We start from the raw sequence: 21,860 nt of genomic DNA on the forward strand, positions 1-21,860 counted from the left end.
GTTCGATGGGGGCGGCTTAGCCTTGTGCGTCGTTGCGCACGGGCACGTCGTCTTCTTCGCCGGCGCACCAGCGGGCCAGCACGGCGATGGCGGCCAGCGTGGCGCCCACGGGGATCGCCAGGTAGATCCAGGAAATCGAGATATCCAGGCTGGGCACCGTCTGGAAGCGCACGCGATAGGTCATGTTGCCGCCGATCCAGGCCAAAAAGCCCAGGAAGCTTGCGCAGATCAGGCCGATCACGGTTTCCAGCACGCGGCGCTTGGCGCCGCCCAGCAGGTTGCGCAGCAGTTCAACGCTGATCATCGCGCCATGGCGAAAGGCCAGCGCCACGCCCAACAGCACGGTCCAGATCAGCAGGGCGCGGGTCAGCACCTCGCTCCAGTCGGCGGGCGAATGCAGGACGAAGCGGGCAATGACCTGGTAGAAGGCGGCAGCCGCGGCGGCTACCAGCAGAAGTTGGGCAAGAACCGAGACCAGCTTGAACAGGCCGCGGTCGAAAGCGCAGAGCAAACGCATGATGAATCCCGATGGCGTGATACGCACAGGGTGGAAAACGGCAGGCGGCGGGATCAGCATCCCGCCGCCTGATGGCGCCGCGCCCGCACGGGGCGCGCGCCGCTTACTTGGTGTCGCGGATCGCGTCGATCAGCTTCTTGTCGAACTTCTTGTAGTACTCGGGGTAGGCGGGCTCGACGGCGGCGGCAAAGGCGGCGCGGTCCACTTCGGACACTTGCATGCCTTCTTTCTTCAGCTGTTCAACGCCGGTTTTCTCGATGTTGTCCACGTAGGCGCGCATGGCCATGGCGGATTCCTTGCCGGCCTTGTCGAAATTGGCCTTGTCGGCGGCCGACAGGCCGTCATAGACGTTGGCCGACATCAGCACCAGCGCCGGGCCGTACACGTGGCCGGTCAGCGACAGGTACTTCTGCATTTGCGACAGCTTGGCCGACGTGATGACCGACAACGGGTTTTCCTGGCCGTCGATGGTGCCTTGCTGCAAGGCGGTGGCCACTTCGGGCCAGGCCATGGGCGTGGGCAGGATGCCGATCTGGCGGAAAGCCGTGATGTGGATCGGGTTTTCCGTGGTGCGGATCTTCAGGCCCTTGGCGTCGGCCGGGGTCTTGACCGGGCGCACGTTGTTGGTCAGATGGCGAAAGCCCTGCTCGCCCCAGGCCAGGGCAATGATGCCGCGGCTGGGAAACTTGGCCAGCATGTCCTGGCCGATCTTGCTGTCCAGCACGGCGCGCGCGTGTTGCAGGTCGCGCAGCAGGAAGGGGATATCGAAAACCCCCGTCTCGGGAACAAAGTTCAGGGTGGCCCCTGTCGAAACGATGGCCAGGTCGATCGTGCCGATCTGCAAGCCTTCGATCACTTCGCGTTCGCCGCCCAGCGCGCTGTTGGCGAATTGCTGTACTTTGTATTTTCCGTTCGACGAGGCCTCGATGGACTTGGCCATGGCGTCGGCGCCCGCGCCGTAGTGCGACGAGGTCGACAGGGCGTAGGCCATCTTCAGGGTGGTCTGGGCTGCCGAGGGCAGGGAGGTGGCGGCCGCGCAGGCGGCCAGAATCGTGGCCGCAAGCCAGGATTTACGCATTGTCTTCTCCGGTATTAGGTATCTTTATGGGCGGCGTTGCCGCCCGCCCCGGGATGATATCGGGATTCGGACGGCCAATAAGCGGTTTTTAACATTGATGAATGATGGATTTCCCTGATATGTCACAGGCCAAGCGCCCCGGTTTCTGGTCCACCCTGCGCCTGGGCGCCAGGATGATGATGCGCGACGCCCGGGCGGGCGAACTGCGCTTGTTGGTGCTGGCCTTGGTGGTGGCCGTGGCCGCCGTGACCAGCGTGGGCTTTCTGGCCGACCGCGTCGGGCGGGCGCTGGAACGCGATGCGGGCCAGATGCTGGGCGCCGACCTGGTGCTGGACGCCGACGAGCCCGTGCCTGCCGCGTTTCTGGACCAGGCGCGCGAACGAGGCCTGACGCTGTCCAGCACCTGGCAGTTTCCGTCCATGGTGGGGGCGGGCGACGGCGCCCAGCTGGCCGCGCTCAAGGCCGTGGAACCTGGCTACCCGCTGCGCGGCGCGTTGCGCGTGGCCAACGCCCCGTTCGCGCCGGACGCGCCCACCCGCGACATCCCGCCCCAGGGCGCGGTGTGGGTCGATGCCCAGTTGCTGGCCCTGTTGAACCTGAAAGTGGGCGACACGCTGAACGTGGGCGACGCCCATCTGCGCGTGGACCGCGTCATCACGTACGAGCCGGACCGTGGCATGCAGTTCGTCAACGTGGCCCCGCGCGTGCTACTGCGCGCCAGCGACCTGCCCGCCACGGGCCTGATCGCGCCCGGCAGCCGCATCGGCTACGCCATGCTGGTGGCCGGCCAGCCGGACGCCGTGGCCGGTTATGCCACCTGGCTGAACCAGAACATCAAGCGCGGCCAGAAAGTGGCCACGCTGGAATCGGGCCGGCCCGAAGTGCGCCGCACGCTGGACCGCGCGCAGCGCTTCCTGTCGCTGGTCGCCTTGCTGGCGGTGCTGATTTCGGCCGTGGCGGTCGCGCTGGCGGCCGGCCGCTACATGACGCGGCACCGCGACGGCATCGCCGTCATGCGCTGCCTGGGGGCGGTGCAATCGCAGGTCTCGCGCATGCTGACGCTGGAATTTGCGCTGGTGGGCCTGTTTGCGTCGGCGGCGGGTTGCCTGCTGGGCTTTGCCGTGCATCAGGTGCTGGTGATGCTGCTGGGCTCATTGATCGACACGCGCCTGCCCGCGCCGTCCGCGATACCCGCGTTGCAAGGGGTGCTGACCGGCCTGTTGCTGTTGCTGGGCTTCGCCTTGCCCGCGCTGGCGCAGCTGCGCCATGTGCCGCCCGCCCGGGTGCTGCGCCGCGACGCGGACACGCTCAGCGCCCGCAGCGCGGTCGGCTACGCGGTGGGCGCGGTCGGCTTCGCCTTGCTGATCTGGTGGTTCGCGGGCGATGCAAAGCTGGGCACCGTGGTGGCCGGGGGCTTCCTGGGCGCCTTTGCCGTGTTCGCGCTGGTGGCCTGGCTGTGCATCCTGGGCCTGGCGCGTGTGCGCGGATTGGCCTCGGGCCTGCCCGCGCTGCGCTTTGCGCTGGCGGGCGTGGTGCGCCGTCGCGCCGCGACGATCACGCAGGTGTGCGCGCTGGCGGTGGGCCTGATGGCGCTGCTGCTCTTGACCATGACGCGCACCGACCTGATCCAGGGCTGGCAGCGCACGATGCCGGCGGATGCGCCCAATCGTTTCCTGATCAACGTGCAGCCCGACCAGCGCCAGCCCGTCACCGACGCGCTGACCCGCGAAGGGCTGGGCGGCATCACGCTGTCACCGATGGTGCGCGGGCGGCTGATCGCCATCAACGGCAAGCCGGTCGGCCCCGACGACTACGAAGAACCGCGCGCCAAGCGCCTGGTGGACCGCGAATTCAACCTGTCGTACGGCGACCAGATGCCGTCCTCCAACAAGATCGAGCAAGGCCGCTGGCTGAAGCCCGGCGCTTCCGAGGTCTCGCTGGAATCCGGCCTGGCCAAGTCGCTGGGCCTGAAACTGGGCGACAAGATGACCTTTGACGTGGCCGGCCAGCAGGTCCAAGCCGCCGTCACCAGCACCCGGCGGGTGGATTGGGATACGATGCGCGTCAACTTTTTCGCCATCCTGACCCCCTCGGCGCTGGCCGACATGCCCCAAAGCTGGATCACCTCTTTTTACCTGCCGCCCGACAAAGCGGCCGTGCTGCCCGCCCTGGTGCGCCAGTTTCCCAACCTGACCGTGTTCGACGTGGGCGCCATCCTGCAACAGCTGCAATCCGTGCTGAACGAAGTGGGCAAGGCCGTGCAACTGCTGTTCCTGTTCACGCTGGCCGCGGGCGTGCTGGTGCTGTCGGCCGCGCTGACGGCCACGCGCGACGAGCGCATGCGGGAAGCGGCGGTGCTGCGCGCGCTGGGCGCCACGCGCTCGCAACTGGCCCGGTCGCAGCGTATCGAGCTGTGGGCCGTGGGCGGTTTGGCGGGGCTGTTGGCGGCCGCTGGCGCCACCGCCATTGCCTGGGCGCTGTCGACCCAGGTGTTTGACTTCACCATTACCCTGAGCCTGTGGCCGTGGCTGGCCGGCATCGGGGCAGGCATGCTGGGCGCCTGGGCCGGCGGCGCCCTGGCCCTGCGCGGCGTGTTGCGCACGCCGCCGCTGGTCACCCTTCGAGAAACCTGATGACAACCCGAGTCCATACCATTAGCGAACCCGTGGAAAATTCCCGCAGTATCTTTGACCTTCTGGGTGGCGAACCCGGCGTGCGCGCGCTGGTCGACCGCTTCTATGACCTGATGGACATGGAGCCCGACCTGAAAGAACTGCGCGCCGCGCACGGCCCCAGCCTGGACGAGGCCCGCAACAAGCTGTTCTGGTTCCTCTGCGGCTACTTTGGTGGCCCCGACCATTACATCGAACGCTTCGGCCACCCCCGTTTGCGCGCGCGCCACCTGCCGTTTTCCATCGGCCAGGTCGAACGCGACCAGTGGGTGACGTGCATCGGGCGCGCCATGGAAGACCAGGGCATCGACCCCGCGCTGGTGGAGCGGCTGCTGGAATCGTTCTACGGCGTGGCTGACTGGATGCGCAATCGTGAAGGCTGATGACGCACGCTCGGGCGCGGTGCGCCAGGCCTGGCCAGCGCCGCTGGCCGGCGCCATGCTGAGCGACGCGCGCCTGGGCAACGCCGGCCCCGACATCTTCAACCCCGGCCACTATGGCGACCGCGCCCGGCCCGTGGACGCGGGCGGCCGCCAGGCGGCCTGGTTCGTGCAAGGGCAGGGCTGGCAGGGCGTGTTGCGGCGCTACCGACGCGGCGGCATGATCGCCCGCATCAGCCGCGACGCCTACCTCTGGAACGGCGAAGACCGCACCCGCAGCTTCCGCGAATTCCGCCTGCTGGCCGCGATGCGCGCGCAGGGCCTGGCCGTGCCCGCGCCGCTAGCCGCCGCCTACTGGCGCCAGGGCCCCATCTACCGCGCGGCCATCATCGTGGAACGCATCCCCGGCGTGCGGCCCCTGGCCCATGCGCTGGCCGAGCCGCTGTGGGGCGCCGTCGGGCAGGCCATCGTGCGCATGCATCGCGCGGGCGTCTGGCACGCGGACCTCAATGCGTTCAACATCCTGATCGGCGCCGACAACCAGGTCTGGCTGATCGACTTCGACCGTGGCACGCAGGGCGCCCTGTCCGAGCGCCAGCGCCAGGGCAACCTGGATCGCCTGCGCCGATCACTGGTCAAGGTGGCCGGCGAAGAGGGCGACCGCTACTGGATGAAATTGCGCGACAGCTACTGGACCGCCTGGGGCGTGGGCGTGCAGCCCTGACCCGGGGCTTGGCCCCGCCCTCGGTCGGCCGCTAATTGCGCGAACTCGCCGGTAAAGTTGGGCAGGTCATCGCTAAAAAGCTTTATCATTTCGCCTTTTGGTAGTCCTGACATACACGGCATACGGCAAGGGGCATGTAATGGAACTAAGGGCGGGAATGCGCTGGGCGCTTGGGGCGGTGTTGGTCGCGGCATCGGCATCGTCGGCGGTCGCGCAGAACAAGGTCGTCAACGTCTACAACTGGGCCGAGTACACGGCGCCGGACACGATTCCGGGTTTCGAAAAAGAAACCGGCATCAAGGTCCGCTATGACGTCTACGACAGCAACGACACGCTGCAAGCCAAGCTGCTTGCCGGCAAGTCCGGTTACGACGTCGTTGTACCGTCCACCCATTACGCCTCGCGCCAGATCGAGGCCGGGCTGTTCCAGAAGCTGGACAAGTCCAAGATCCCCAACTGGAAATACCTGGACCCCGAAGTGATGGCGCTGGTCGCCTCCGTCGATCCCGGCAACCAGTACGCCATTCCGTGGGGCTACGGCACCAATGGCCTGGGCTACAACGTCACCAAGGTCAAGCAGATCATGGGCGCCAACGTCGACCTGGCCAACTGGGACATGATCTTCAAGCCCGAGAACGCCGCCAAGCTGAAAGAGTGCGGCATCTCGATGCTGGACGAAGCCGCGCAGGTGTTTCCCGCCGTGCTCAAGTACCTGGGCAAAGACCCCAACAGCACCAACGCGGACGACTACAAGGCCGCGCTGGACGTGCTCAAGCAGATCCGCCCGTACATCCGCCAGTTCAGTTCGTCGGGCTATATCGACGAACTTGCCGTGGGCGACCTGTGCATGGTCTACGGGTTTTCGGGCGACGTGATGATTTCCCGCAAGCGCGCGCAAGAAGCCAAGAAGTCGTATGAAGTGAACTACTTCATCCCCAAGGGCGGCGCGCCCGCGTGGTTCGACCTGATGGTCATCCCCAAGGATGCGCCGCATCCCGAAGAGGCCCTGGCGTTCATCAACTACATCGAAACGCCGAAGGTGCACGCCGCCATCACCAACACCATGTTCTACCCCAACGCCAATAAAGAGGCGCGGCAGTACGTGGTGAAAGACGTGGCCGAGAACCCCATGATCTATCCGCCGGCCGAGGTCTCCAAGACCTTGTATGTGATCAAGGCGCTGCCCTTGAACATTCAACGCCTGCAAAACCGGATGTGGTCCGAGCTGAAGTCTGGAAGATAAGTCATGAGCGATAGCCGTTACTCGGCGCCGCATACGGTGGACCCGGACGAATTCGTCCGGGTGTCCGATGTGGTCAAGATTTTTGGCGATGTGGTCGCCGTGCGTTCCGTCAACCTGTCCGTCAAGCGCAACGAGATCTTCGCGCTGCTGGGAAGCTCCGGCAGCGGCAAGTCGACCTTGCTGCGCATGCTGGCCGGTTTCGAGGACGCCACCTCGGGTCAGATCCTGCTGGACGGCGAGGACATCACCAGCGTGCCGCCTTACCGCCGGCCCGTGAACATGATGTTCCAGTCGTACGCGTTGTTCCCGCACATGACGGTCGAGGCCAACGTGGCGTTCGGGCTGAAGCAGGAGGGCGTGGACCGCGCCGAAATCCACGACCGCGTGTTCGAAGCGCTGGATCTGGTCCAGATGGCCGGCTATTCGCGCCGCAAGCCGCACCAGCTGTCCGGCGGCCAGCAGCAGCGCGTGGCGCTGGCGCGCAGTCTGGTCAAGCGCCCCAAGCTGTTGTTGCTGGACGAACCGATGTCCGCGCTGGACAAGCAGATTCGCCAGAAGACGCAGATTGAACTGGTAAAGATCCTTGAGCAGGTGGGCGTGACCTGCATCATGGTCACGCACGACCAGGAAGAAGCCATGACCATGGCGCATCGCCTGGCCGTCATGACCGAAGGCCAGATCGTCCAGTGCGGCACGCCGCAGGATGTCTACGCCTTTCCGAATTCGCGATTCGTGGCCAGCTTCATCGGGTCGACCAATATGTTCACCGGCACCATCGTGGTGGACGAACCCGACCACGTCGCCATCGAATGCGCCGAGCTGACGCGGCCGCTCTTCGTGAACCACGGCGTCAGCGAACCGCTGGGCATGGAAGTGCACGTGTCCATCCGGCCCGAGCGCCTGCTGGTCTCGCGCGACCAACCCGACGGCGAATACAACTGGGCCCACGGCATGGTCAGCCACATGGCCTGGATGGGCAGCTACGCGCTGTATCAGATCCGGCTGGATTCCGGCAAGACGGTTGAGGCCAGCGTGCCCAGCCTGCTGCTGGCACAGATGGACGCCCCGGGCATCGACGAAGAAATCTTCGTCAGCTGGGGCGCCGACAGCGCGACGGTGTTGGCGTCATGATTCGTTTTTCGCCCCGCGACTGGTTGCCGTCGGGCCGGGCGCTGGCGGTGGTGCCGCCGTTCACCTGGCTGGTGCTGTTCCTGCTGCTGCCCTTCCTGCTGGTATTGAAGATCAGCTTTGCCGAAGTCAAATTCGGTATTCCGCCGTATACGTCGCTGGCTGAATTCCAGGATGAAGCCGTGCAGTTCAGCCTGCACCTGCGCGGCTACATCCTGTTGTTCACCGACAGCCTGTATTTCAAGACCTACCTCAGCTCGGTCAAGATCGCCGGCATCACCACGCTGATCTGCGTGCTGATCGGCTACCCCATCGCCTATTACATCGCGCGCTCTTCGCCGCGCGTGCGCAACCTGCTGTTGCTGGGCGTGATCCTGCCGTTCTGGACGTCGCTGCTGCTGCGCGTTTACGCCTGGGTCGGCATCCTGCGCAACGACGGGCTGTTGAACAACCTGCTGCAAAGCCTGGGCATCATTTCCAGCCCGCTGGAAATCTATCGCACCGATGTGGCGGTGTATATCGGCATGGTCTATGCGTATCTGCCGTTCTTCATCCTGCCGCTGTACGCCACGCTGGTGAAGATGGACCTGCGCCTGCTCGAAGCCGCTTACGACCTGGGCGCCAAGCCGTGGCAGGCGTTCTGGCAAATCACCGTGCCGCTGTCGCGCCAGGGTGTCATCGCCGGCGCCATGCTGGTGTTCATTCCGGCGGTGGGCGAATACGTCATTCCTGAAATGCTGGGTGGCGCGAACACGCTGATGATGGGCCGCGTCATGTGGAACGAATTCTTCAACAACGCCGATTGGCCGATGGCGTCCGCGGTGACCTGCGTGATGGTGTTGCTCTTGCTCGTGCCGCTGGTCGTCTTCCAGTACAACCAGGTCAAGCAGCAGGAACTGGCCAACGGAGGCCGCAAATGAAGGGCCCCAACAAAACGTTGCGCGCCGTGGTGCTGGGGCTGGGATATTTCTTCCTGTACGTGCCCATCATCAGCCTGATGGTGTTCTCGTTCAACGAGTCGCCCACCGTCACGTCGTGGGCAGGCTTTTCTTTCCGCTGGTATCACGCGCTGGCCAATGACGATGCGCTGCTGCGCGCGGCGTGGCTGTCGTTTCGCATCGCCGCGATGACGGCCACCGCCGCCGTCATCATCGGCACGTGGGCCGGCTACGTGCTGGGCCGCATGGGGCGGTTTCGCGGCTTTGCGCTGTACGTGGGCATGTTGAGCGCGCCGCTTGTCATACCCGAAGTCGTGCTGGGCATTTCGCTGCTGCTGATGTTCGTGGAGCTGCGCGGCAGCCTGGGCTGGCCGTCGGAAAACGGCGTGTTCACCATCTGGGTCGGACATGTGACGCTGTGCATGGCGTTCGTGGCCGTGGTCATCCAGACCCGTATTCGTGACCTGGACCGTTCGTTGGAAGAGGCCGCGCTGGATCTTGGCGCCACCCCCATCACCGTGTTTTTCAAGATCACGCTGCCCCTGATTGCACCGGCGTTGGCGTCGGCCTGGCTGCTGTCTTTCACGCTGTCGCTGGACGACGTGGTGCTGGCCTCGTTCCTGTCCGGCCCCAGCTCCAGCACGCTGCCGATGGAAGTATTTTCGCGGGTGCGGCTGGGGCTCAAGCCCGAGATCAACGCGCTGGCCACCTTGTTCATCCTGGCCGTGGGCACGTGCGTGATCCTGGCCAACCGCCTGCAATGGCGCAAGGAGTCTGAATCCAAATGAAGCAAACCACCCTGTATGGCCTGACCAAGTGCAGCACCTGCGTCAAGGCGCGCGACTGGCTGTCCGAACATGGCGTTGACCACGCCTTTGTGGACTACCGGGATAACCCCGTGGATGCGGCCACGCTGAAATCGTGGTCCGACCAGGTCGGCGGCTGGGAAAAGCTGGTCAACCGTTCGTCGATGACGTGGCGCAACTTGCCGGAAGACCGCAAGTCGGCCCATACCGACAAGCAGTGGAGCGACCTGATCGCCGAATACCCGGCGCTGGTGCGCCGCCCCGTCACCGTGACACCCGACGGCGAAGTCACCGTGGGCTTCAGCGAAAAGCGCTACGGCGAGCGCTTCGCCTGACGCCAGGCGGCTTGCGATGACGGCTGCAAAGTCGGCTTCCCCCAGCTCGGTATCGCGCGGCGCCGGCCAGGCGCTGCCCGATGCGTTTTTTGACCGCGATGCCTGCACGCTGGCGCGCGAGCTGTTGGGCAAGGTCATCCGCCATCGGGTTGACGGGCTGTGGCTGTCGGTGCGCATCACTGAAACCGAGGCTTATTACCTTGAAGAAAAGGGCAGCCACGCGTCCCTGGGCTACACCCACAAACGCCGCGCGCTCTTCATGGACGGCGGCGTCATCTATATGTATTACGCGCGGGGGGGCGATTCGCTCAATTTCAGCGCCGGGGGGCCGGGCAACGCCGTGTTGATCAAGTCCGGGTATCCCTGGACGGACGCCCTATCCGGCCCGGACGCGCTGGCCCGGATGCAGGCGTTGAACCCCGATGCGCAAGGCCAGCCTCGCCCGCCATCGCGGCTGTGCGCCGGGCAGACGCTGTTGTGCCGGTCGTTGGGGCTGAAGGTGCCGCAATGGGATGCGCGCCGGTTTGATCCCGATGCGTTGTATGTGCAAGACGTGGGCGATTCGCCCGACGCGCTGATCTGCACCACGCGCCTGGGCATTCCGCCGGGGCGCGACGAACATCTGCATTACCGTTTTGTGGACCCGGCGTACGCCGCGTTCTGCACGCGCAACCCCTTGCGGCGGGGCCAGCGCGCCGGCCATGACTATGTGTGGGTGGATCGCCAGGGCGTCGTGCTGCCCGAAGCGCCCGGAATGCCCGGAATGCCCGAAGTGCGCTAGGCGCTTGGGGTGCCCGAGGCGGCCCGGGCTTTGTTTGCCGCCTCGATGCGCGCCTGCAACGACTTGCGCATTCTTCCGTACTTGCGGGCGATGCGCTTGCGGTTAAGGCTTTTGCTCCACGCGTAGACCGGCACCAGCGGCAACACGCCGAAGCCGTCCACCAGATACATGCCCGGTTTGCCATCGGCGTTCAGGCCACAGGCGATATTGCTGGCCGATATGTCGTGCAGCACGACGTGCGCGTCGGCCAGGTCGTCGAAGAATTCGTCCAGCTGTTCGAAGAACTTGGCGTCCACGCGGCCTTGCCTGGCCAGGTCCGCCACGGTGGGGGCCATGTTGCCGTCGGCGTCCGTGATTTTCTCGACGACCAGCCCCAGGCCCAGCGAGGTCTGCGCCACGCCCAGAATGCGCGCCATCGGCACCTGCCAGACGCCCGAGGGGCGCGTCGTGGTGGTGACGTATTCGGCAATCTCGTTCAGGTAGACGCGGTAGGCGCTTTCCCGCTGGTACTGCTTGTACCAACGCTTGAACGGCCGCGTTTCCAGGTAGACCGCTCGGGCCTGCATGTCCATGACCTTGACCAGCAAGGCGGGAAAGTTCGGGTGCTGGAAAATGTGGCGATCACCGCCGGTGACCAGCGGCTTTTGCGTATCCAGGTCCAGGGGGCCGAATACGGATTGGAAGCTTGAACCGGACTGAGCGGAGAAGGGGTTGGCGGAATTCAAATTGGGTCGAACGTTGTGTTCAGGGTTCGGGAAGTTTAATCCCGTTGGGACGGCGGCGTTGGGCGGCATGCGACACCGCTTGTCGTTTGGTTACAACGCGACGATGATGCGGCCTACAATTTGCTCCTTTGGAGATGCCTGTTTTGAATGACATTCTGCTTTGGGTCGCCGCGGGTGGCGCGGTGCTGGCTTGTGTGGCGGCCTTGTTGGCGTGGCTGCGGCCGTCGGCCGATCATGCGCGGCTGGATGCGCTGCTGGAAGGCCTGGAAAGAACCGAACGCGCGCTGCGCGCGGATATCGCGGAAGGCCAGCGTGGCCTGCGCAGCGAATTTTCGGAGTCGACCCGCGCGTTGCGAGTGGAGCTGGGGCAGTCGCAGGGCGAACTGCGCGCCGGCCTGGCGCGCGACGCGCAGGCCGCGCGCGCCGAATCAGCCGAGTCGCTGGCCCGTTTCGCGGCCGGCTTTGGCGAGCAGTTGCAAGGGCTGATCCAGATCAACGAACGCCGCCTGATGGAGGTGCGCGCCACCGTCGACCAGCGCCTGCAATCCCTGCAAACCGACAACAGCGCCAAGCTGGACGAGATGCGCCGCACCGTGGACGAAAAACTGCACGCCACGCTGGAGCAGCGCTTGGGCGAATCCTTCAAGCTGGTGTCCGACCGCCTGGAAGCCGTGCATAAGGGGCTGGGCGAAATGCAGGCCCTGGCCGCCGGCGTGGGCGATCTGAAACGCGTGCTGACCAACGTGAAGTCGCGCGGCACCTGGGGTGAAGTGCAGTTGGCCCGGCTGATCGAAGACAACATGACGCCCGACCAATACGCCAGCAACATCAAGCCGGTGCCGGGCAGCGACGCGGTGGTCGAATTCGCCATCCGCTTGCCGGGTCGTGGCGATGGCGGCGAGCCCGTCTGGTTGCCGATCGACGCCAAATTTCCCAAGGAAGAATACGAACGCCTGATGGATGCGCAGGACGCGGCCGACGCGGAAGGCGTGAAGGCCGCGGGCGCCGCGTTGGGCCGCGCCGTGGAACTGCAAGCGCGGCTGATTGCCGGTAAATACGTGTCGCCGCCGCACACGACGGACTTCGCCATCATGTTCCTGCCCACGGAAAGCCTGTACGCCGAGGTGCTGCGCCGCCCCGGCTTGCTGGACAAGCTGCACGACCTGCGCATCAACGTCGCCGGTCCCAGCAACCTGGCGGCGCTGCTGAACAGCTTGCAGATGGGCTTTCGCACGTTGGCGATCGAGCAGCGTTCGTCCGAGGTGTGGCAGGTGCTGCGCGCCGTCAAAACCGAATTCGGCAAGTTTGGCGACGCGCTGGCCAGCGTGAAGAAGACGCTGGACACGGCCAGCAACAAGATCGGCCAGACGGAAGTGCGTACCCGCGCCATGCTGAAAAACCTGCGGAACGTTGAAGCGCTGCCTGAAGCGGATGCGTTGCGCTTGTTGGCGGATGGCGCGGATGGCGCGGATGGGGTAGACAACGGGGACGGCGGCGACGGCGCTGACTTCGACGGCACCGACGATGCCGCCCAACGGCCGTCTTCCAGAGCCAGCCAGCCGTAGCCGGCCGACATGGCGCCGGCCCCGCTCGCGGCGCCGGCTTGTTGCTGAGCCGGACTGTCGATATCCTGGCGTGTGCGGCATGTCGCCGTCGAACCCCTGGAGCATCGCAAGCATGAGCACCGCTGACCGCCATGATTCCTCATCCCTCGACGCGACGGCGCTGGGCGCCGATATCGCCCAGGGGGTCACTACCGCGCTTGCTGCAATGCAGCAGGCCGTGGAGCGGGTGGCGGCGCGCAATCCCTCCATCAACGCCGCCTGCGGCGTCCAGGCCGAGACCGGCTTGCGGCTGGCCCAGGCGCTGGACGACGAGCTTGCCGCCTTGTCCCCTGAACAACGGCGGGCGCGGTTGGACACCCGGCCCTTCCTGGGCGTGCCGACTTTGCTCAAGGATCTGGGCACGGCGGCGCTGGGCTTGCCCAGCGCCATGGGGTCGGTGCTGTACGGGCACGTGCAATGGGATGTGGACGCCGAAATCGTCAAGCGTTACCGCCGCGCCGGGCTGATTCCGTTCGGCCGCACGACCAGCGCCGAATTGGGCCTGAGCCCCACCACTGAATCTCCCGTCTACGGGCCGGCCACCCAAAACCCCTGGAAGGCCGGCCATAGCGCGGGCGGTTCCAGCGGCGGCGCGGGTGCGGCGCTGGCCAGCGGCATGGTGCGAATCGCGCACGGCAGCGACGGCGGTGGCTCCATCCGCATCCCCGCTTCTTGCTGCGGCGTGCTGGGCTTGAAGCCGTCGCGCGGGCTGATGCCCTTGGGGCCGTTGAAGGGCGAAGGGTGGGGCGGCCTGGCCACCGAACACATGATGACGATTTCGGTGCGTGATTGCGCCGCGTCGCTGGACATCAGCGCAGGGGCTGACGTGGGCGCGCCCTACGCCGCGCCCGCGCTGGCTACGCCTTCGTACCGGGCGGTCGTTGCCCGCGTTGCCGCCGACCCGCACAACGCGCCGCGCCGCCGCATCGCCTTCATCAACACCACCTATGAAGGCGGGGCCATCCACCCCGAGGTTGCCGCCACCGTGGATGAAGCCGCGCGCTTTTTTGCGTCGCTGGGGCACGAGCTGGTCCCGGCGCTGCCGCCCGTGGGCTCGGAAGAGGTGCTTTCGCCCATGCTTCCGCTTATTGCCAGCGCCGCCGCCAACGCCATCGACGGCTTTGTGGCCGCGCGCGGGCGCCGGCTGGCCGCCGACGAACTGCAACCCACCACCTTGGGCGCGCGGGAATACGCCCGGGCCATTTCGGGCGCGCAGTACGTGGCGTGCGTGGACACCTGCCACGAAATCACTCGCCGCATCGGCCGCTTCCTGCATCGCGATGGCGCCCAGGGGCATGATCTTTTCCTCAGCCCGGTGTTGGCGCAGCCGCCGGCGCCGCTGGGCCGTTACGCCATGGACAACGCCGACTACCTGGCCTACCGTCTGGGCAAGAAGGGCGTGATCGGCTATTCACCGTTCGCGCCCTTGGCCAACCTGACCGGCATGCCCGCCATCTCGATTCCGTTCGGCATGTCGTCCGACGGCCTGCCCATCGGCATCCAGGTTATGGGCCCCTTGGGCAGCGAAGCGTTGCTGCTGGAGTTGGCGGCGCAGGTTGAAGCCTTGCGGCCATGGGCACAGGTGGCGCCCATGGCCAGATAGCCTTTTATTCAGGAGCCGCCATGTCTTCCTTTGCCACGCGGGTTACGTCGGCCGCGTCTGCCTCGTCCGCCACGTTTTCCACGCACACCGTGCAGAACCAGGTTCCCGTGCTGGAAGACTATTCGCTGTACGACACCGACCCCGCCTTGCAGGAAGCGGTGCGGCGCGAAGGCGCGCAGGCCTGGCACGGTGATCTGGCCGCGCACGGTGCGTGGCTGGGGCGCGCGCAAACTCTGGAGGCCGGGCACGAAGCCAACCGCTGCCCGCCCCGGCTGATTGCCTATGACCGTGGCGGGCACCGCATCGATCACGTGGAATTTCACCCGGCCTGGAACCTGCTCATGAGCGGCATCCTGGCGCGCGGCCTGCACAGCCGCGCCTGGGCGCAACCGACGCCTGGCGCACAGGTGGCGCGCGCCGCCGCCTATCTGATGCAAGGGCAGGTCGAAGCCGGCACGCTATGCCCCACCACGATGACGTTCGCCGCCGTGCCGCTGCTGCAACGCGAGCCCGCCGGCGCGGTGGACTTCGCCGGGCAATGGTTGCCCGCGCTGTATTCGCGCGACTTCGATCCGGCGGACGCGCCCTTGGCCGCCAAGCGCAGCGCGTTGATCGGCATGGGCCTGACCGAAAAGCAGGGCGGTTCCGATCTGCGCGCCGCAACCACCCGCGCGGCGCCCCTGGGCACGCCGGGCCGGGGCAATGCGTATCAGCTCGTGGGCCATAAGTGGTTCTTTTCGGTGCCGCAAGCGGACGCCCATCTGGTGTTGGCGCAGACGGACGAAGGTCTCAGCTGCTTTTTCGTACCCCGCTGGATACCGGACGGGCCGCGCAACGCCATTCGGGTACGCCGCTTGAAAGACAAGCTGGGTAATCGCAGCAACGCCAGCGCCGAAGTCGAATTTGAAAATGCCTGGGGCGTGATGGTGGGCGAGCCGGGGCGCGGCCTGGCGGTGCTGCTTGAAATGGCGGCCACCACGCGGCTGGATTGCGTGCTGGGCAGCGCGGCGTTGCTGCGTCAGGCGGTAGTGCAGTCGCTGCATCATGCGCAGTATCGGCATGCCTTCGGCAAACCGCTGATTGCGCAGCCGCTGATGCGCAACGTGCTGGCCGACCTGGCGCTGGAAAGCGAGGCGGCGATGGTGCTGGCGCTGCGGCTGGCCCGCGCCGTGGACGAACGCGCTGACGCGCAGGCCCGAGCGCTGGTCCGTGTGGGTACGCCCGCCGCCAAGCTGTGGGTATGCAAACGCGCCATCAACGCCATCGCGGAATGCATGGAAGTGTGGGGCGGCAACGGCTATGTGGAAGAAGGGCCGATGCCGCGCCTGTACCGCGAGGCGCCCGTCAATTCCATCTGGGAAGGCTCGGGCAATGTCATGGCGCTGGATGTGCTGCGCGCCTTGCAACGCGAGCCCGACGCGTTGCCCGCGTTGGATCACGAATTCGCGCCGGCCGCCGGCCATGCGGCCTTTGCGCGCGCTCTGTCGGCGTGGCGCGCGCTGCTGGCCGACCCCGCACAGGCCGAATTCCAGGCACGCCGTATCGCCTGCGGCCTGGCGCGGTTGTGGCAGGCCGCCTTGCTGATCCAGCATGCGCCCGCGGCCGTTGCAGAGGCCTTTGTGGCCAGCCGACTGCAAGCGGGCGGCGGGGTGTTCGGCGAACTGGGGCCGGACACCGATACAGCCGCGATCCTGGCGCGTGCCTGGCCACCCGCCGCCGCATGCTAAATTTCCCGGCTTGAACAACCTTCCCGCATTCTTCCCGCCATGCTCTCCCAGCAAGAACTCAAGCAACAAGCCGCCGACGCCGCCCTGCAATTCGTAGAACAGGTCGCTGGCCCGGACGTCATCATCGGCGTGGGCACGGGCTCTACGGCCGATCTGTTCATCGACGGCCTGGCGCGTTTCAAGGGCCGCATCGGCGGCACCGTCGCCAGCTCGGAGCGCAGCGCGGCCCGCCTCGCGGGTCACGGCCTGAAGGTGCTGGACCTGAACGATGTGTCGACCATGCCCATCTACGTGGACGGCGCCGACGAAATCGACGCGGACCTGTCCATGATCAAGGGCGGCGGCGGCGCGCTGACGCGCGAGAAAATCGTGGCCTCGGTGGCTGAACGTTTCATCTGCATCGCCGACGAATCCAAGCTGGTCCAGACGCTGGGCAAGTTTCCGCTGCCGCTGGAAGTGATTCCGATGGCGCGCGAATCCGTGGCCCGCGCCCTGACGGCCCTGGGCGGGCAGCCGCGCCTGCGCGAGGGATTCGTCACCGACAACGGCAACATCATCCTGGATGTGTCGGGCCTGGCTATCTCGGATGCGCGCGCGTTCGAGGCGCGGGTCAACAACCTGCCCGGCGTGGTCACCTGCGGTTTATTCGCCCTGGCCGGCGCCGACGTGGCGCTGCTGGCCACGCAGTCGGGCATCCGCCGCCTGGACCGCGCGGCGTAACGTCGGCGGGCTGCCCGCCTTGATTCATAATCCTGTCACACTTGGGTCATAACCTTGCCGGTTGTGCAGGCCCATCTCGTAACTCTCTTATTTCGGGGCAATGCAATGAGATCAACCACGCAGGGAGCCCGGATGACGGAGCATACAAACAAGCAGTTCGACGCCGATCTGGAAAGCGTCCGTTCGCAGTTCTTGCAAATGGGCGGCTTGGTGGAAGCCATGATCCAGGAAGCGATCGACGCGCTGGCCACCGGCGACCTGTCGCTGGTGGAAAAAGTCCGCGAGCGGGAAAAAGAAGTCAACCGCCACGAAGTCGAGATCGACGAGAGCATCAGCCGCATCCTGGCCCGCCACCAGCCCACCGCGATCGACCTGCGCATGCTGATGGCCGTGTCCAAGATGCTGACCGACATGGAACGCTCGGGCGACGAGGCCGAGAAAGTTGCCACCGTGGCGCGTCGCATCCACGAAGCCGAACTGCGCCACATCCCGGTGATTGAGCTGCGCCACATGGCCGCCGCGGTGCGCACCATGCTGCATCAGGCGCTGGACGCGTTTGCGCGCCTTGACCCGATCCAGGCCGCCGCCGTCGTGCGCAGCGACAAGGAAGTGGACAAGGAATGGAAGGGCGCACTGCGCCACCTCATCACCTACATGATCGAAGACCCGCGCACCATTTCGCGCGCTATCGACATGATCTTCATTGCGCGTGCGCTGGAACGCATTGGCGACCATGCCAAGAACATGTCCGAACGCGTGATCTACATGGTCAAGGGCGCGGACGTGCGTCACACGGGCGTCAAGAACACCGAGCGCCTGGCGCGCGGTGAAGAAGAGTCGGAAGAGGACGCGTAAACCAACGGCTTGCGGCCACGCAGGCGAATAGACAAAACCCGGCACATCGCGCCGGGTTTTTTTATGGCCCGCATCGCACTGCGGCGCACCGCGCTAGAGCGGCAGCACGGCGCCCTGGCACAGCCGGGGGTCGGGCACGCCGGGCTTGCCGGCGTCGATGCGTCCCGCAAGCCTGCGCCCGAAAGCCGGCAGGGCGGGCGCACTGACCTGCACGTCGTACCAGCCTTCGCAGCCCACGTACTTCAGCTCCAATGCGCCGCCCGCCTGCACGTGCGCCATCGTGCGCCAACCGTCGCCCATGTTCGATTCCAGCTTGACCGGCTGAGGCGTATCGCTGTGGTTGACCAGCCGGATGCGCAGGCCGGAAGTCACCGGCACCAGCTGCGCTTCCAGCATGCCGGCATCTTGCGCATCGCCCTTGAATTGGCGATGGAAGCCGTCCGGACCCAGCAGCCATAGATCGTAGGCGCCGCCCGTGCCCAGACGCCAACCATCGTCCAGCCGGGCGCCGGGGCCGATGGTGTAGCGGCGGGGCGCGCGCGCCAGGTCAAGGCGATCGTAGACGTGCAAAACGGCCGCTGCGCTGCCGGGGTTGCGCAGGGTCAGCCGATAGTGCTCGGCATCGGCGGTCATGCGGCCCACGGCTTCCAGCGCGTACGGCAGGGCGCAGGCGTGGCGGTTGCTGTCGGGATGATGCGGGCCCCGGTCGCCGCTGAAGTCGAAAGCGGATGTCAGGTCGCCCGCCACGGCCCGCCGCCATGCGCTGATGTTGGGTTCGGCCACGCCAAAGCGCGCTTCCAGAAAGCGGATCACCGAGGTGTGATCGAACACCTGCGAATTGACCCAGCCGCCTCGGCTCCAGGGCGAAACCACCAGCATCGGCACGCGCGGCCCCAGCCCGAAAGCGCGGCCGTGCAGGGCGGCAGGGTCTTCCAACGCGGCGCTGGGTCCGCATCGGGCATCGTGGTATTCGCCGTCCAGTTCCACCGTGGACAGGCCGCCCGAATAGCCATCGTCGTGGCGCGCGGGGGGCGCCGGCGGCGGTGCGTGGTCGAAGAAGCAATCGTTTTCGTCATAGGTAACGAGGAAAACGCAGCGGCTCCAGGTGTCGGGATTGCCGGTCAGGATGTCCAGCACGCGCTCGGTGTAGGCGCCGCCCTGCCTGGGCGACGACACTTCGGGATGTTCCGAATCGGCCGTGGGCGCGATGATCCACGACACGGCCGGCAACTGGCCGGTGGCCACGTCGTGCGCCAGGTCATCCAGCGTGTGGGTGGACAGGGCACGGTCGCGCAGCGGCGCCGACTCCGCGCTGCTGGCGTAGGCTTGGCGATACTGCCGGAAGCCTGCCAGCGGATTGTCGTGAAAGTTGTCGGCCATGTCCTGGTAGATGCGCCAGTCCACGCCGGCGTCTTGCAGGCGTTCGGGGTAGGTGGTCCAGCCATAGCCTTCTGTGGCTGGCCCCAGCCGGTCGTAGGTGTTCACCAGCGCCGGGCCGCCGGCGGTGCCGGTGGGGTCATTCGTGCCCGTCCACAGGAACAGGCGGTTGGGATTGGTGCCCGCGTGCAATGAACAGTGGTAGGCGTCGCACACGGTGAATGCGTTGGCCAGGGCGGTCTGGAACGGGACGTCCTGGCTGCTGTAGGCGCCCAGCCCCAGGCGGCCCTTGGCCGGCAGCCAGTGGTCCATGCGGCCGTCGTTCCAGGCGTCTTGCGCATCCAGCCAGGTGTGCGGCGTGATATAGCCGACGGGCGTGTCGCTGGCATGTTCGGCGCGCAGCGAATAAGGCCGGCAGGTGGCCGCGCCGTCAGTCTGCGTCAGCACGTTGCCGGCGATGGTGGGCACGGGATGCGGATCGGCAAAGCCTCGCACGCCAGGCAGTGTGCCGAAATAATGATCGAACGACCGATTTTCCTGCATCAGGATGACAACGTGCCGGACATCGCGCAGCGTACCCGTCTGGCGATCGGGTTCGATCTGCATGGCGCGCTGAATGGACGACGGCGGATCGGCGGGGAGAGGCAAGCGCGATTCTTCTTTCATGACAGCATTAATACGGCCGGCAAACTTCGATCTTAAGGGCAGCTTCAGCTTGCGTGTCCGTGATCACGCGACAGCGAGCCAAAATGCAAAGCCCCTCGCGAACGAGGGGCTTCGTGATGGGCCGCGGAGTGCCGGATCAGGCCGACGGCGGAACGTAGCCGTGGGCTTCGACGGTGCCGTCTTCGAACAGGAAGCGCTCCATCTGTTCTTTCAGGTACTTGCGGGCGCGGGCGTCAGCCAGGTTCAGGCGGTTTTCATTGACCAGGCGCGTCTGGATGGCTTTCCATTCTTCCCAGGCTTCCTTGGAAATGCTCTGCCAGATCTTCGTGCCGAGTTCACCGGGGTAGGGGGGGAAATCCAGCCCTTCGGCTTCACGCTTCAATTTCACACAGTTGACGATACGGGACATGGTTCGCTGCCGAATAAGGAATAACGCCGTATTTTAGCGGGCTTGGCGCGGCTAGGGCGCCAAGCCCCTTCGAACGCTGGGGACGGTACGGTGGGAACGGCCCGCCGGCAGCGTTACAGCTTCTTGATGAAGACGAGGCTGTTGCGCGACCGGTTGTAGTTGTTCTGCTTTTCACGCGGCAGGTCGGCAATGCCGCCTTGCACGAAGCCGCGCTTCATGAACCAGTGCGACGTGCGCGTGGTCAGCACGAACAAGCGCTTGGCGCCGGAAGCGCGTGCGCGGGACTCCATATGGCGCAGCAGGATTTCGCCTTCGCCCGAGCCTTGCCATTCCGGGTGCACGATCAGGCAGGCCATCTCGGCCATCTGTTCGTCGGCAAAGGTGTGCAGCGCCGCGCAGCCGTAGATGACGCCGTCGTGCTCCAGCACGGTGAAGTTTTCTACGTCGCGCTCGATCACGCTGCGCGGGCGCGGCACCAGCGTGCCGTCCGCTTCCAGCGGTTCGATCAGGCTGAGGATGGCGCCCACGTCGTCGATCGTGGCGGCGCGCAAATCGTCCAGCGTGTCTTCGACCACCATGGTGCCCACGCCGTCGTGGGTGAAGATTTCAAGCAGCACGCTGCCGTCCAGCGCAAAGGGCAGCAAGTGGGCGCGCGCCACGCCGCGCTTGACCGCCAGCGACGCGTATTGCAGGAAAGCGTGCGTTTCCTCGTCAAGTTCGCCGCCGGCCAGCAACGCGTCGGCATCCACGCGCGCCAGTTCGGTGTCCAGCGTGCCGTCATCGTTCAGCACGCCTTGCGAGGTCGACAGGAAGATCAGTTTTTCAGCGCGCAGGGCCACGGCGACGCTGGTGGCCAGGTCTTCCATGGCCAGGTTGAACGCGTCGCCCGTCGGCGAGAAGCCCAGGGGCGACAGCAGCACCACGGACGAGCCTTTTTCGATGGCGAACTTCAATGCCTCGACGTCGATCTTGCGGACCTGGCCGGTGTGCTTGTAGTCCACCCCTTCGAGCACGCCAGTGGGGCGGGCGGTGACGAAGTTGCCGGAAATGACGCGGATGTGCGCATGCGACATCGGCGTGTTGGGCAGCCCCTGGCTGAACGCGGCTTCGATGTCCAGGCGGATTTCGCCCGCGGCTTCCTTGGCGCATTCCAGCGCGGCCGCGTCGGTGGGGGCCAGGCCACGGTCGAACTGCTGTGTGTAGCCCTTCAGGCGCAGCTGTTCATTGACCTGGGGCCGGGACCCGTGCACCAGCACCAGCCGGATGCCCAGGGACGACAGCAGCGACAAGTCCTGCACCAGCGCATTGAGCGCGCCGGCCTGAACCAGTTCGCCGCCAAACGCCACCACGAACGTCTTGCCTCGGAATGCATGCACATAGGGCGCCACGTCTCGAAACCATCGGACGAATTGGGCGGGTGCGAATTCCGGGGCTTCAAGGGCGGAGACGGTGTCTGGTTCCAGGTCGGGCATGATGGGCGGAGGGATTCCTGAGAGTCGGTAAAAACGCGGCGCCTTGCCGCGTCATAGCGCCGTCGCATGACGGCGTGGCGAAATTATATGGCCCACGGGA

20 protein-coding genes are annotated in these 21,860 nt (G+C 66.0%); 14 read left to right on the forward strand and 6 right to left on the reverse strand.

Going from position 1 to position 21,860, the window contains the following annotated elements; all coding sequences use genetic code 11:
* Positions 1-16: 16 nt before the first annotated feature.
* Complete coding sequence (locus DVB37_RS08025) at positions 17-517, reverse strand: TRAP transporter small permease (protein ID WP_046805550.1); 501 nt, start codon at positions 515-517, stop codon at positions 17-19.
* 103 nt (positions 518-620) lie between these two features.
* The gene (locus DVB37_RS08030) at positions 621-1,595 is read right to left on the reverse strand and encodes a TRAP transporter substrate-binding protein (RefSeq protein ID WP_046805478.1); all 975 of its coding nucleotides are present in this window, start codon (positions 1,593-1,595) and stop codon (positions 621-623) included.
* A 101-nt stretch (positions 1,596-1,696) separates the two neighbouring features.
* Between DVB37_RS08030 and DVB37_RS08035 the strand changes: the two genes are divergently transcribed.
* The 9 genes from DVB37_RS08035 to DVB37_RS08075 all read left to right on the forward strand — a co-directional run bounded on the left by DVB37_RS08035 (position 1,697) and on the right by DVB37_RS08075 (position 10,602).
* Positions 1,697-4,228, forward strand: coding sequence for an ABC transporter permease (locus DVB37_RS08035; protein ID WP_104143285.1), 2,532 nt, complete (start codon positions 1,697-1,699; stop codon positions 4,226-4,228).
* A complete protein-coding gene (locus tag DVB37_RS08040; protein WP_082134514.1) occupies positions 4,228-4,650 on the forward strand; it encodes a group II truncated hemoglobin in 423 nt (140 codons plus the stop codon). The genes DVB37_RS08035 and DVB37_RS08040 overlap by 1 nt, the downstream gene beginning before the upstream one ends.
* Entirely contained in the window at positions 4,640-5,371 is a 732-nt protein-coding gene (locus tag DVB37_RS08045) for a 3-deoxy-D-manno-octulosonic acid kinase (protein ID WP_120154558.1), read from the forward strand. Before DVB37_RS08040 ends, DVB37_RS08045 begins: the two co-directional genes overlap by 11 nt.
* A 139-nt stretch (positions 5,372-5,510) precedes the next feature.
* A complete protein-coding gene (locus tag DVB37_RS08050; RefSeq protein ID WP_120154560.1) occupies positions 5,511-6,614 on the forward strand; it encodes a polyamine ABC transporter substrate-binding protein in 1,104 nt (367 codons plus the stop codon).
* Between the two features lie 3 nt (positions 6,615-6,617).
* Complete coding sequence (locus DVB37_RS08055) at positions 6,618-7,745, forward strand: ABC transporter ATP-binding protein (RefSeq protein ID WP_046805474.1); 1,128 nt, start codon at positions 6,618-6,620, stop codon at positions 7,743-7,745.
* Positions 7,742-8,662 carry an ABC transporter permease subunit gene (locus tag DVB37_RS08060; RefSeq protein ID WP_046805473.1) on the forward strand — a complete coding sequence of 307 codons (921 nt, stop codon included), beginning with the start codon at positions 7,742-7,744 and terminating at the stop codon, positions 8,660-8,662. Before DVB37_RS08055 ends, DVB37_RS08060 begins: the two co-directional genes overlap by 4 nt.
* On the forward strand, positions 8,659-9,468 hold the full coding sequence (locus tag DVB37_RS08065; RefSeq protein WP_046805472.1) for an ABC transporter permease subunit: 810 nt from the start codon (positions 8,659-8,661) through the stop codon (positions 9,466-9,468). The genes DVB37_RS08060 and DVB37_RS08065 overlap by 4 nt, the downstream gene beginning before the upstream one ends.
* The gene (locus DVB37_RS08070; protein WP_046805471.1) at positions 9,465-9,821 is read left to right on the forward strand and encodes a Spx/MgsR family RNA polymerase-binding regulatory protein; all 357 of its coding nucleotides are present in this window, start codon (positions 9,465-9,467) and stop codon (positions 9,819-9,821) included. The genes DVB37_RS08065 and DVB37_RS08070 overlap by 4 nt, the downstream gene beginning before the upstream one ends.
* A gap of 16 nt (positions 9,822-9,837) precedes the next feature.
* On the forward strand, positions 9,838-10,602 hold the full coding sequence (locus tag DVB37_RS08075; RefSeq protein WP_120154562.1) for a DNA-3-methyladenine glycosylase: 765 nt from the start codon (positions 9,838-9,840) through the stop codon (positions 10,600-10,602).
* Here the strand turns inward: DVB37_RS08075 and DVB37_RS08080 are convergent.
* Positions 10,599-11,327, reverse strand: a complete 729-nt coding sequence (locus DVB37_RS08080) for a PhoP regulatory network YrbL family protein (RefSeq protein WP_223264789.1) — start codon at positions 11,325-11,327, stop codon at positions 10,599-10,601. The genes DVB37_RS08075 and DVB37_RS08080 overlap by 4 nt on opposite strands.
* A 134-nt stretch (positions 11,328-11,461) precedes the next feature.
* Here DVB37_RS08080 and rmuC point away from each other — a divergent pair, with 134 nt between their 5' ends.
* The 5 genes from rmuC (at position 11,462) to phoU (ending at position 17,836) form a co-directional block, all read left to right on the forward strand.
* Positions 11,462-12,892 (forward strand): DNA recombination protein RmuC, encoded by a 1,431-nt coding sequence (gene rmuC / locus DVB37_RS08085; protein ID WP_240434052.1) that lies wholly within the window; start codon positions 11,462-11,464, stop codon positions 12,890-12,892.
* Between the two features lie 112 nt (positions 12,893-13,004).
* Positions 13,005-14,534, forward strand: a complete 1,530-nt coding sequence (locus tag DVB37_RS08090) for an amidase (RefSeq protein ID WP_120154566.1) — start codon at positions 13,005-13,007, stop codon at positions 14,532-14,534.
* A gap of 20 nt (positions 14,535-14,554) precedes the next feature.
* On the forward strand, positions 14,555-16,261 hold the full coding sequence (locus DVB37_RS08095) for an isovaleryl-CoA dehydrogenase (RefSeq protein WP_120154568.1): 1,707 nt from the start codon (positions 14,555-14,557) through the stop codon (positions 16,259-16,261).
* Between the two features lie 39 nt (positions 16,262-16,300).
* Positions 16,301-16,981, forward strand: a complete 681-nt coding sequence (gene rpiA / locus DVB37_RS08100; protein WP_046805465.1) for a ribose-5-phosphate isomerase RpiA — start codon at positions 16,301-16,303, stop codon at positions 16,979-16,981.
* Positions 16,982-17,113: 132 nt separating this feature from the next.
* Entirely contained in the window at positions 17,114-17,836 is a 723-nt protein-coding gene (gene phoU / locus DVB37_RS08105) for a phosphate signaling complex protein PhoU (RefSeq protein WP_046805464.1), read from the forward strand.
* A gap of 93 nt (positions 17,837-17,929) precedes the next feature.
* Here phoU and DVB37_RS08110 read toward each other — a convergent pair whose 3' ends face one another.
* The 3 genes from DVB37_RS08110 to argA all read right to left on the reverse strand — a co-directional run bounded on the left by DVB37_RS08110 (position 17,930) and on the right by argA (position 21,760).
* Positions 17,930-19,879 carry a phosphocholine-specific phospholipase C gene (locus DVB37_RS08110; protein ID WP_120154571.1) on the reverse strand — a complete coding sequence of 650 codons (1,950 nt, stop codon included), beginning with the start codon at positions 19,877-19,879 and terminating at the stop codon, positions 17,930-17,932.
* A gap of 136 nt (positions 19,880-20,015) precedes the next feature.
* Positions 20,016-20,288, reverse strand: a complete 273-nt coding sequence (locus DVB37_RS08115; protein WP_006218476.1) for an oxidative damage protection protein — start codon at positions 20,286-20,288, stop codon at positions 20,016-20,018.
* A 113-nt stretch (positions 20,289-20,401) separates the two neighbouring features.
* Positions 20,402-21,760, reverse strand: a complete 1,359-nt coding sequence (gene argA / locus DVB37_RS08120) for an amino-acid N-acetyltransferase (RefSeq protein WP_046805463.1) — start codon at positions 21,758-21,760, stop codon at positions 20,402-20,404.
* Positions 21,761-21,860 lie beyond the last annotated feature (100 nt).

This window comes from Achromobacter sp. B7 (assembly GCF_003600685.1).
Classification (GTDB): Bacteria; Pseudomonadota; Gammaproteobacteria; order Burkholderiales; family Burkholderiaceae_B; genus Achromobacter; species Achromobacter spanius_B.

What these genes read in the sequence shown, in the direction of transcription:
- DVB37_RS08025 (WP_046805550.1), bottom strand. Translation starts at nt 517, where the DNA reads ATGCGTTTGCTCTGCGCTTTCGACCGCGGCCTGTTCAAGCTGGTCTCG.
- DVB37_RS08030 (WP_046805478.1), bottom strand. Translation starts at nt 1,595, where the DNA reads ATGCGTAAATCCTGGCTTGCGGCCACGATTCTGGCCGCCTGCGCGGCC.
- DVB37_RS08035 (WP_104143285.1), top strand. Translation starts at nt 1,697, where the DNA reads ATGATGGATTTCCCTGATATGTCACAGGCCAAGCGCCCCGGTTTCTGG.
- DVB37_RS08040 (WP_082134514.1), top strand. Translation starts at nt 4,228, where the DNA reads ATGACAACCCGAGTCCATACCATTAGCGAACCCGTGGAAAATTCCCGC.
- DVB37_RS08050 (WP_120154560.1), top strand. Translation starts at nt 5,511, where the DNA reads ATGGAACTAAGGGCGGGAATGCGCTGGGCGCTTGGGGCGGTGTTGGTC.
- DVB37_RS08055 (WP_046805474.1), top strand. Translation starts at nt 6,618, where the DNA reads ATGAGCGATAGCCGTTACTCGGCGCCGCATACGGTGGACCCGGACGAA.
- DVB37_RS08060 (WP_046805473.1), top strand. Translation starts at nt 7,742, where the DNA reads ATGATTCGTTTTTCGCCCCGCGACTGGTTGCCGTCGGGCCGGGCGCTG.
- DVB37_RS08065 (WP_046805472.1), top strand. Translation starts at nt 8,659, where the DNA reads ATGAAGGGCCCCAACAAAACGTTGCGCGCCGTGGTGCTGGGGCTGGGA.
- DVB37_RS08070 (WP_046805471.1), top strand. Translation starts at nt 9,465, where the DNA reads ATGAAGCAAACCACCCTGTATGGCCTGACCAAGTGCAGCACCTGCGTC.
- DVB37_RS08075 (WP_120154562.1), top strand. Translation starts at nt 9,838, where the DNA reads ATGACGGCTGCAAAGTCGGCTTCCCCCAGCTCGGTATCGCGCGGCGCC.
- rmuC (WP_240434052.1), top strand. Translation starts at nt 11,462, where the DNA reads ATGCCTGTTTTGAATGACATTCTGCTTTGGGTCGCCGCGGGTGGCGCG.
- DVB37_RS08090 (WP_120154566.1), top strand. Translation starts at nt 13,005, where the DNA reads ATGAGCACCGCTGACCGCCATGATTCCTCATCCCTCGACGCGACGGCG.
- DVB37_RS08095 (WP_120154568.1), top strand. Translation starts at nt 14,555, where the DNA reads ATGTCTTCCTTTGCCACGCGGGTTACGTCGGCCGCGTCTGCCTCGTCC.
- rpiA (WP_046805465.1), top strand. Translation starts at nt 16,301, where the DNA reads ATGCTCTCCCAGCAAGAACTCAAGCAACAAGCCGCCGACGCCGCCCTG.
- phoU (WP_046805464.1), top strand. Translation starts at nt 17,114, where the DNA reads ATGACGGAGCATACAAACAAGCAGTTCGACGCCGATCTGGAAAGCGTC.
- DVB37_RS08110 (WP_120154571.1), bottom strand. Translation starts at nt 19,879, where the DNA reads ATGAAAGAAGAATCGCGCTTGCCTCTCCCCGCCGATCCGCCGTCGTCC.
- DVB37_RS08115 (WP_006218476.1), bottom strand. Translation starts at nt 20,288, where the DNA reads ATGTCCCGTATCGTCAACTGTGTGAAATTGAAGCGTGAAGCCGAAGGG.
- argA (WP_046805463.1), bottom strand. Translation starts at nt 21,760, where the DNA reads ATGCCCGACCTGGAACCAGACACCGTCTCCGCCCTTGAAGCCCCGGAA.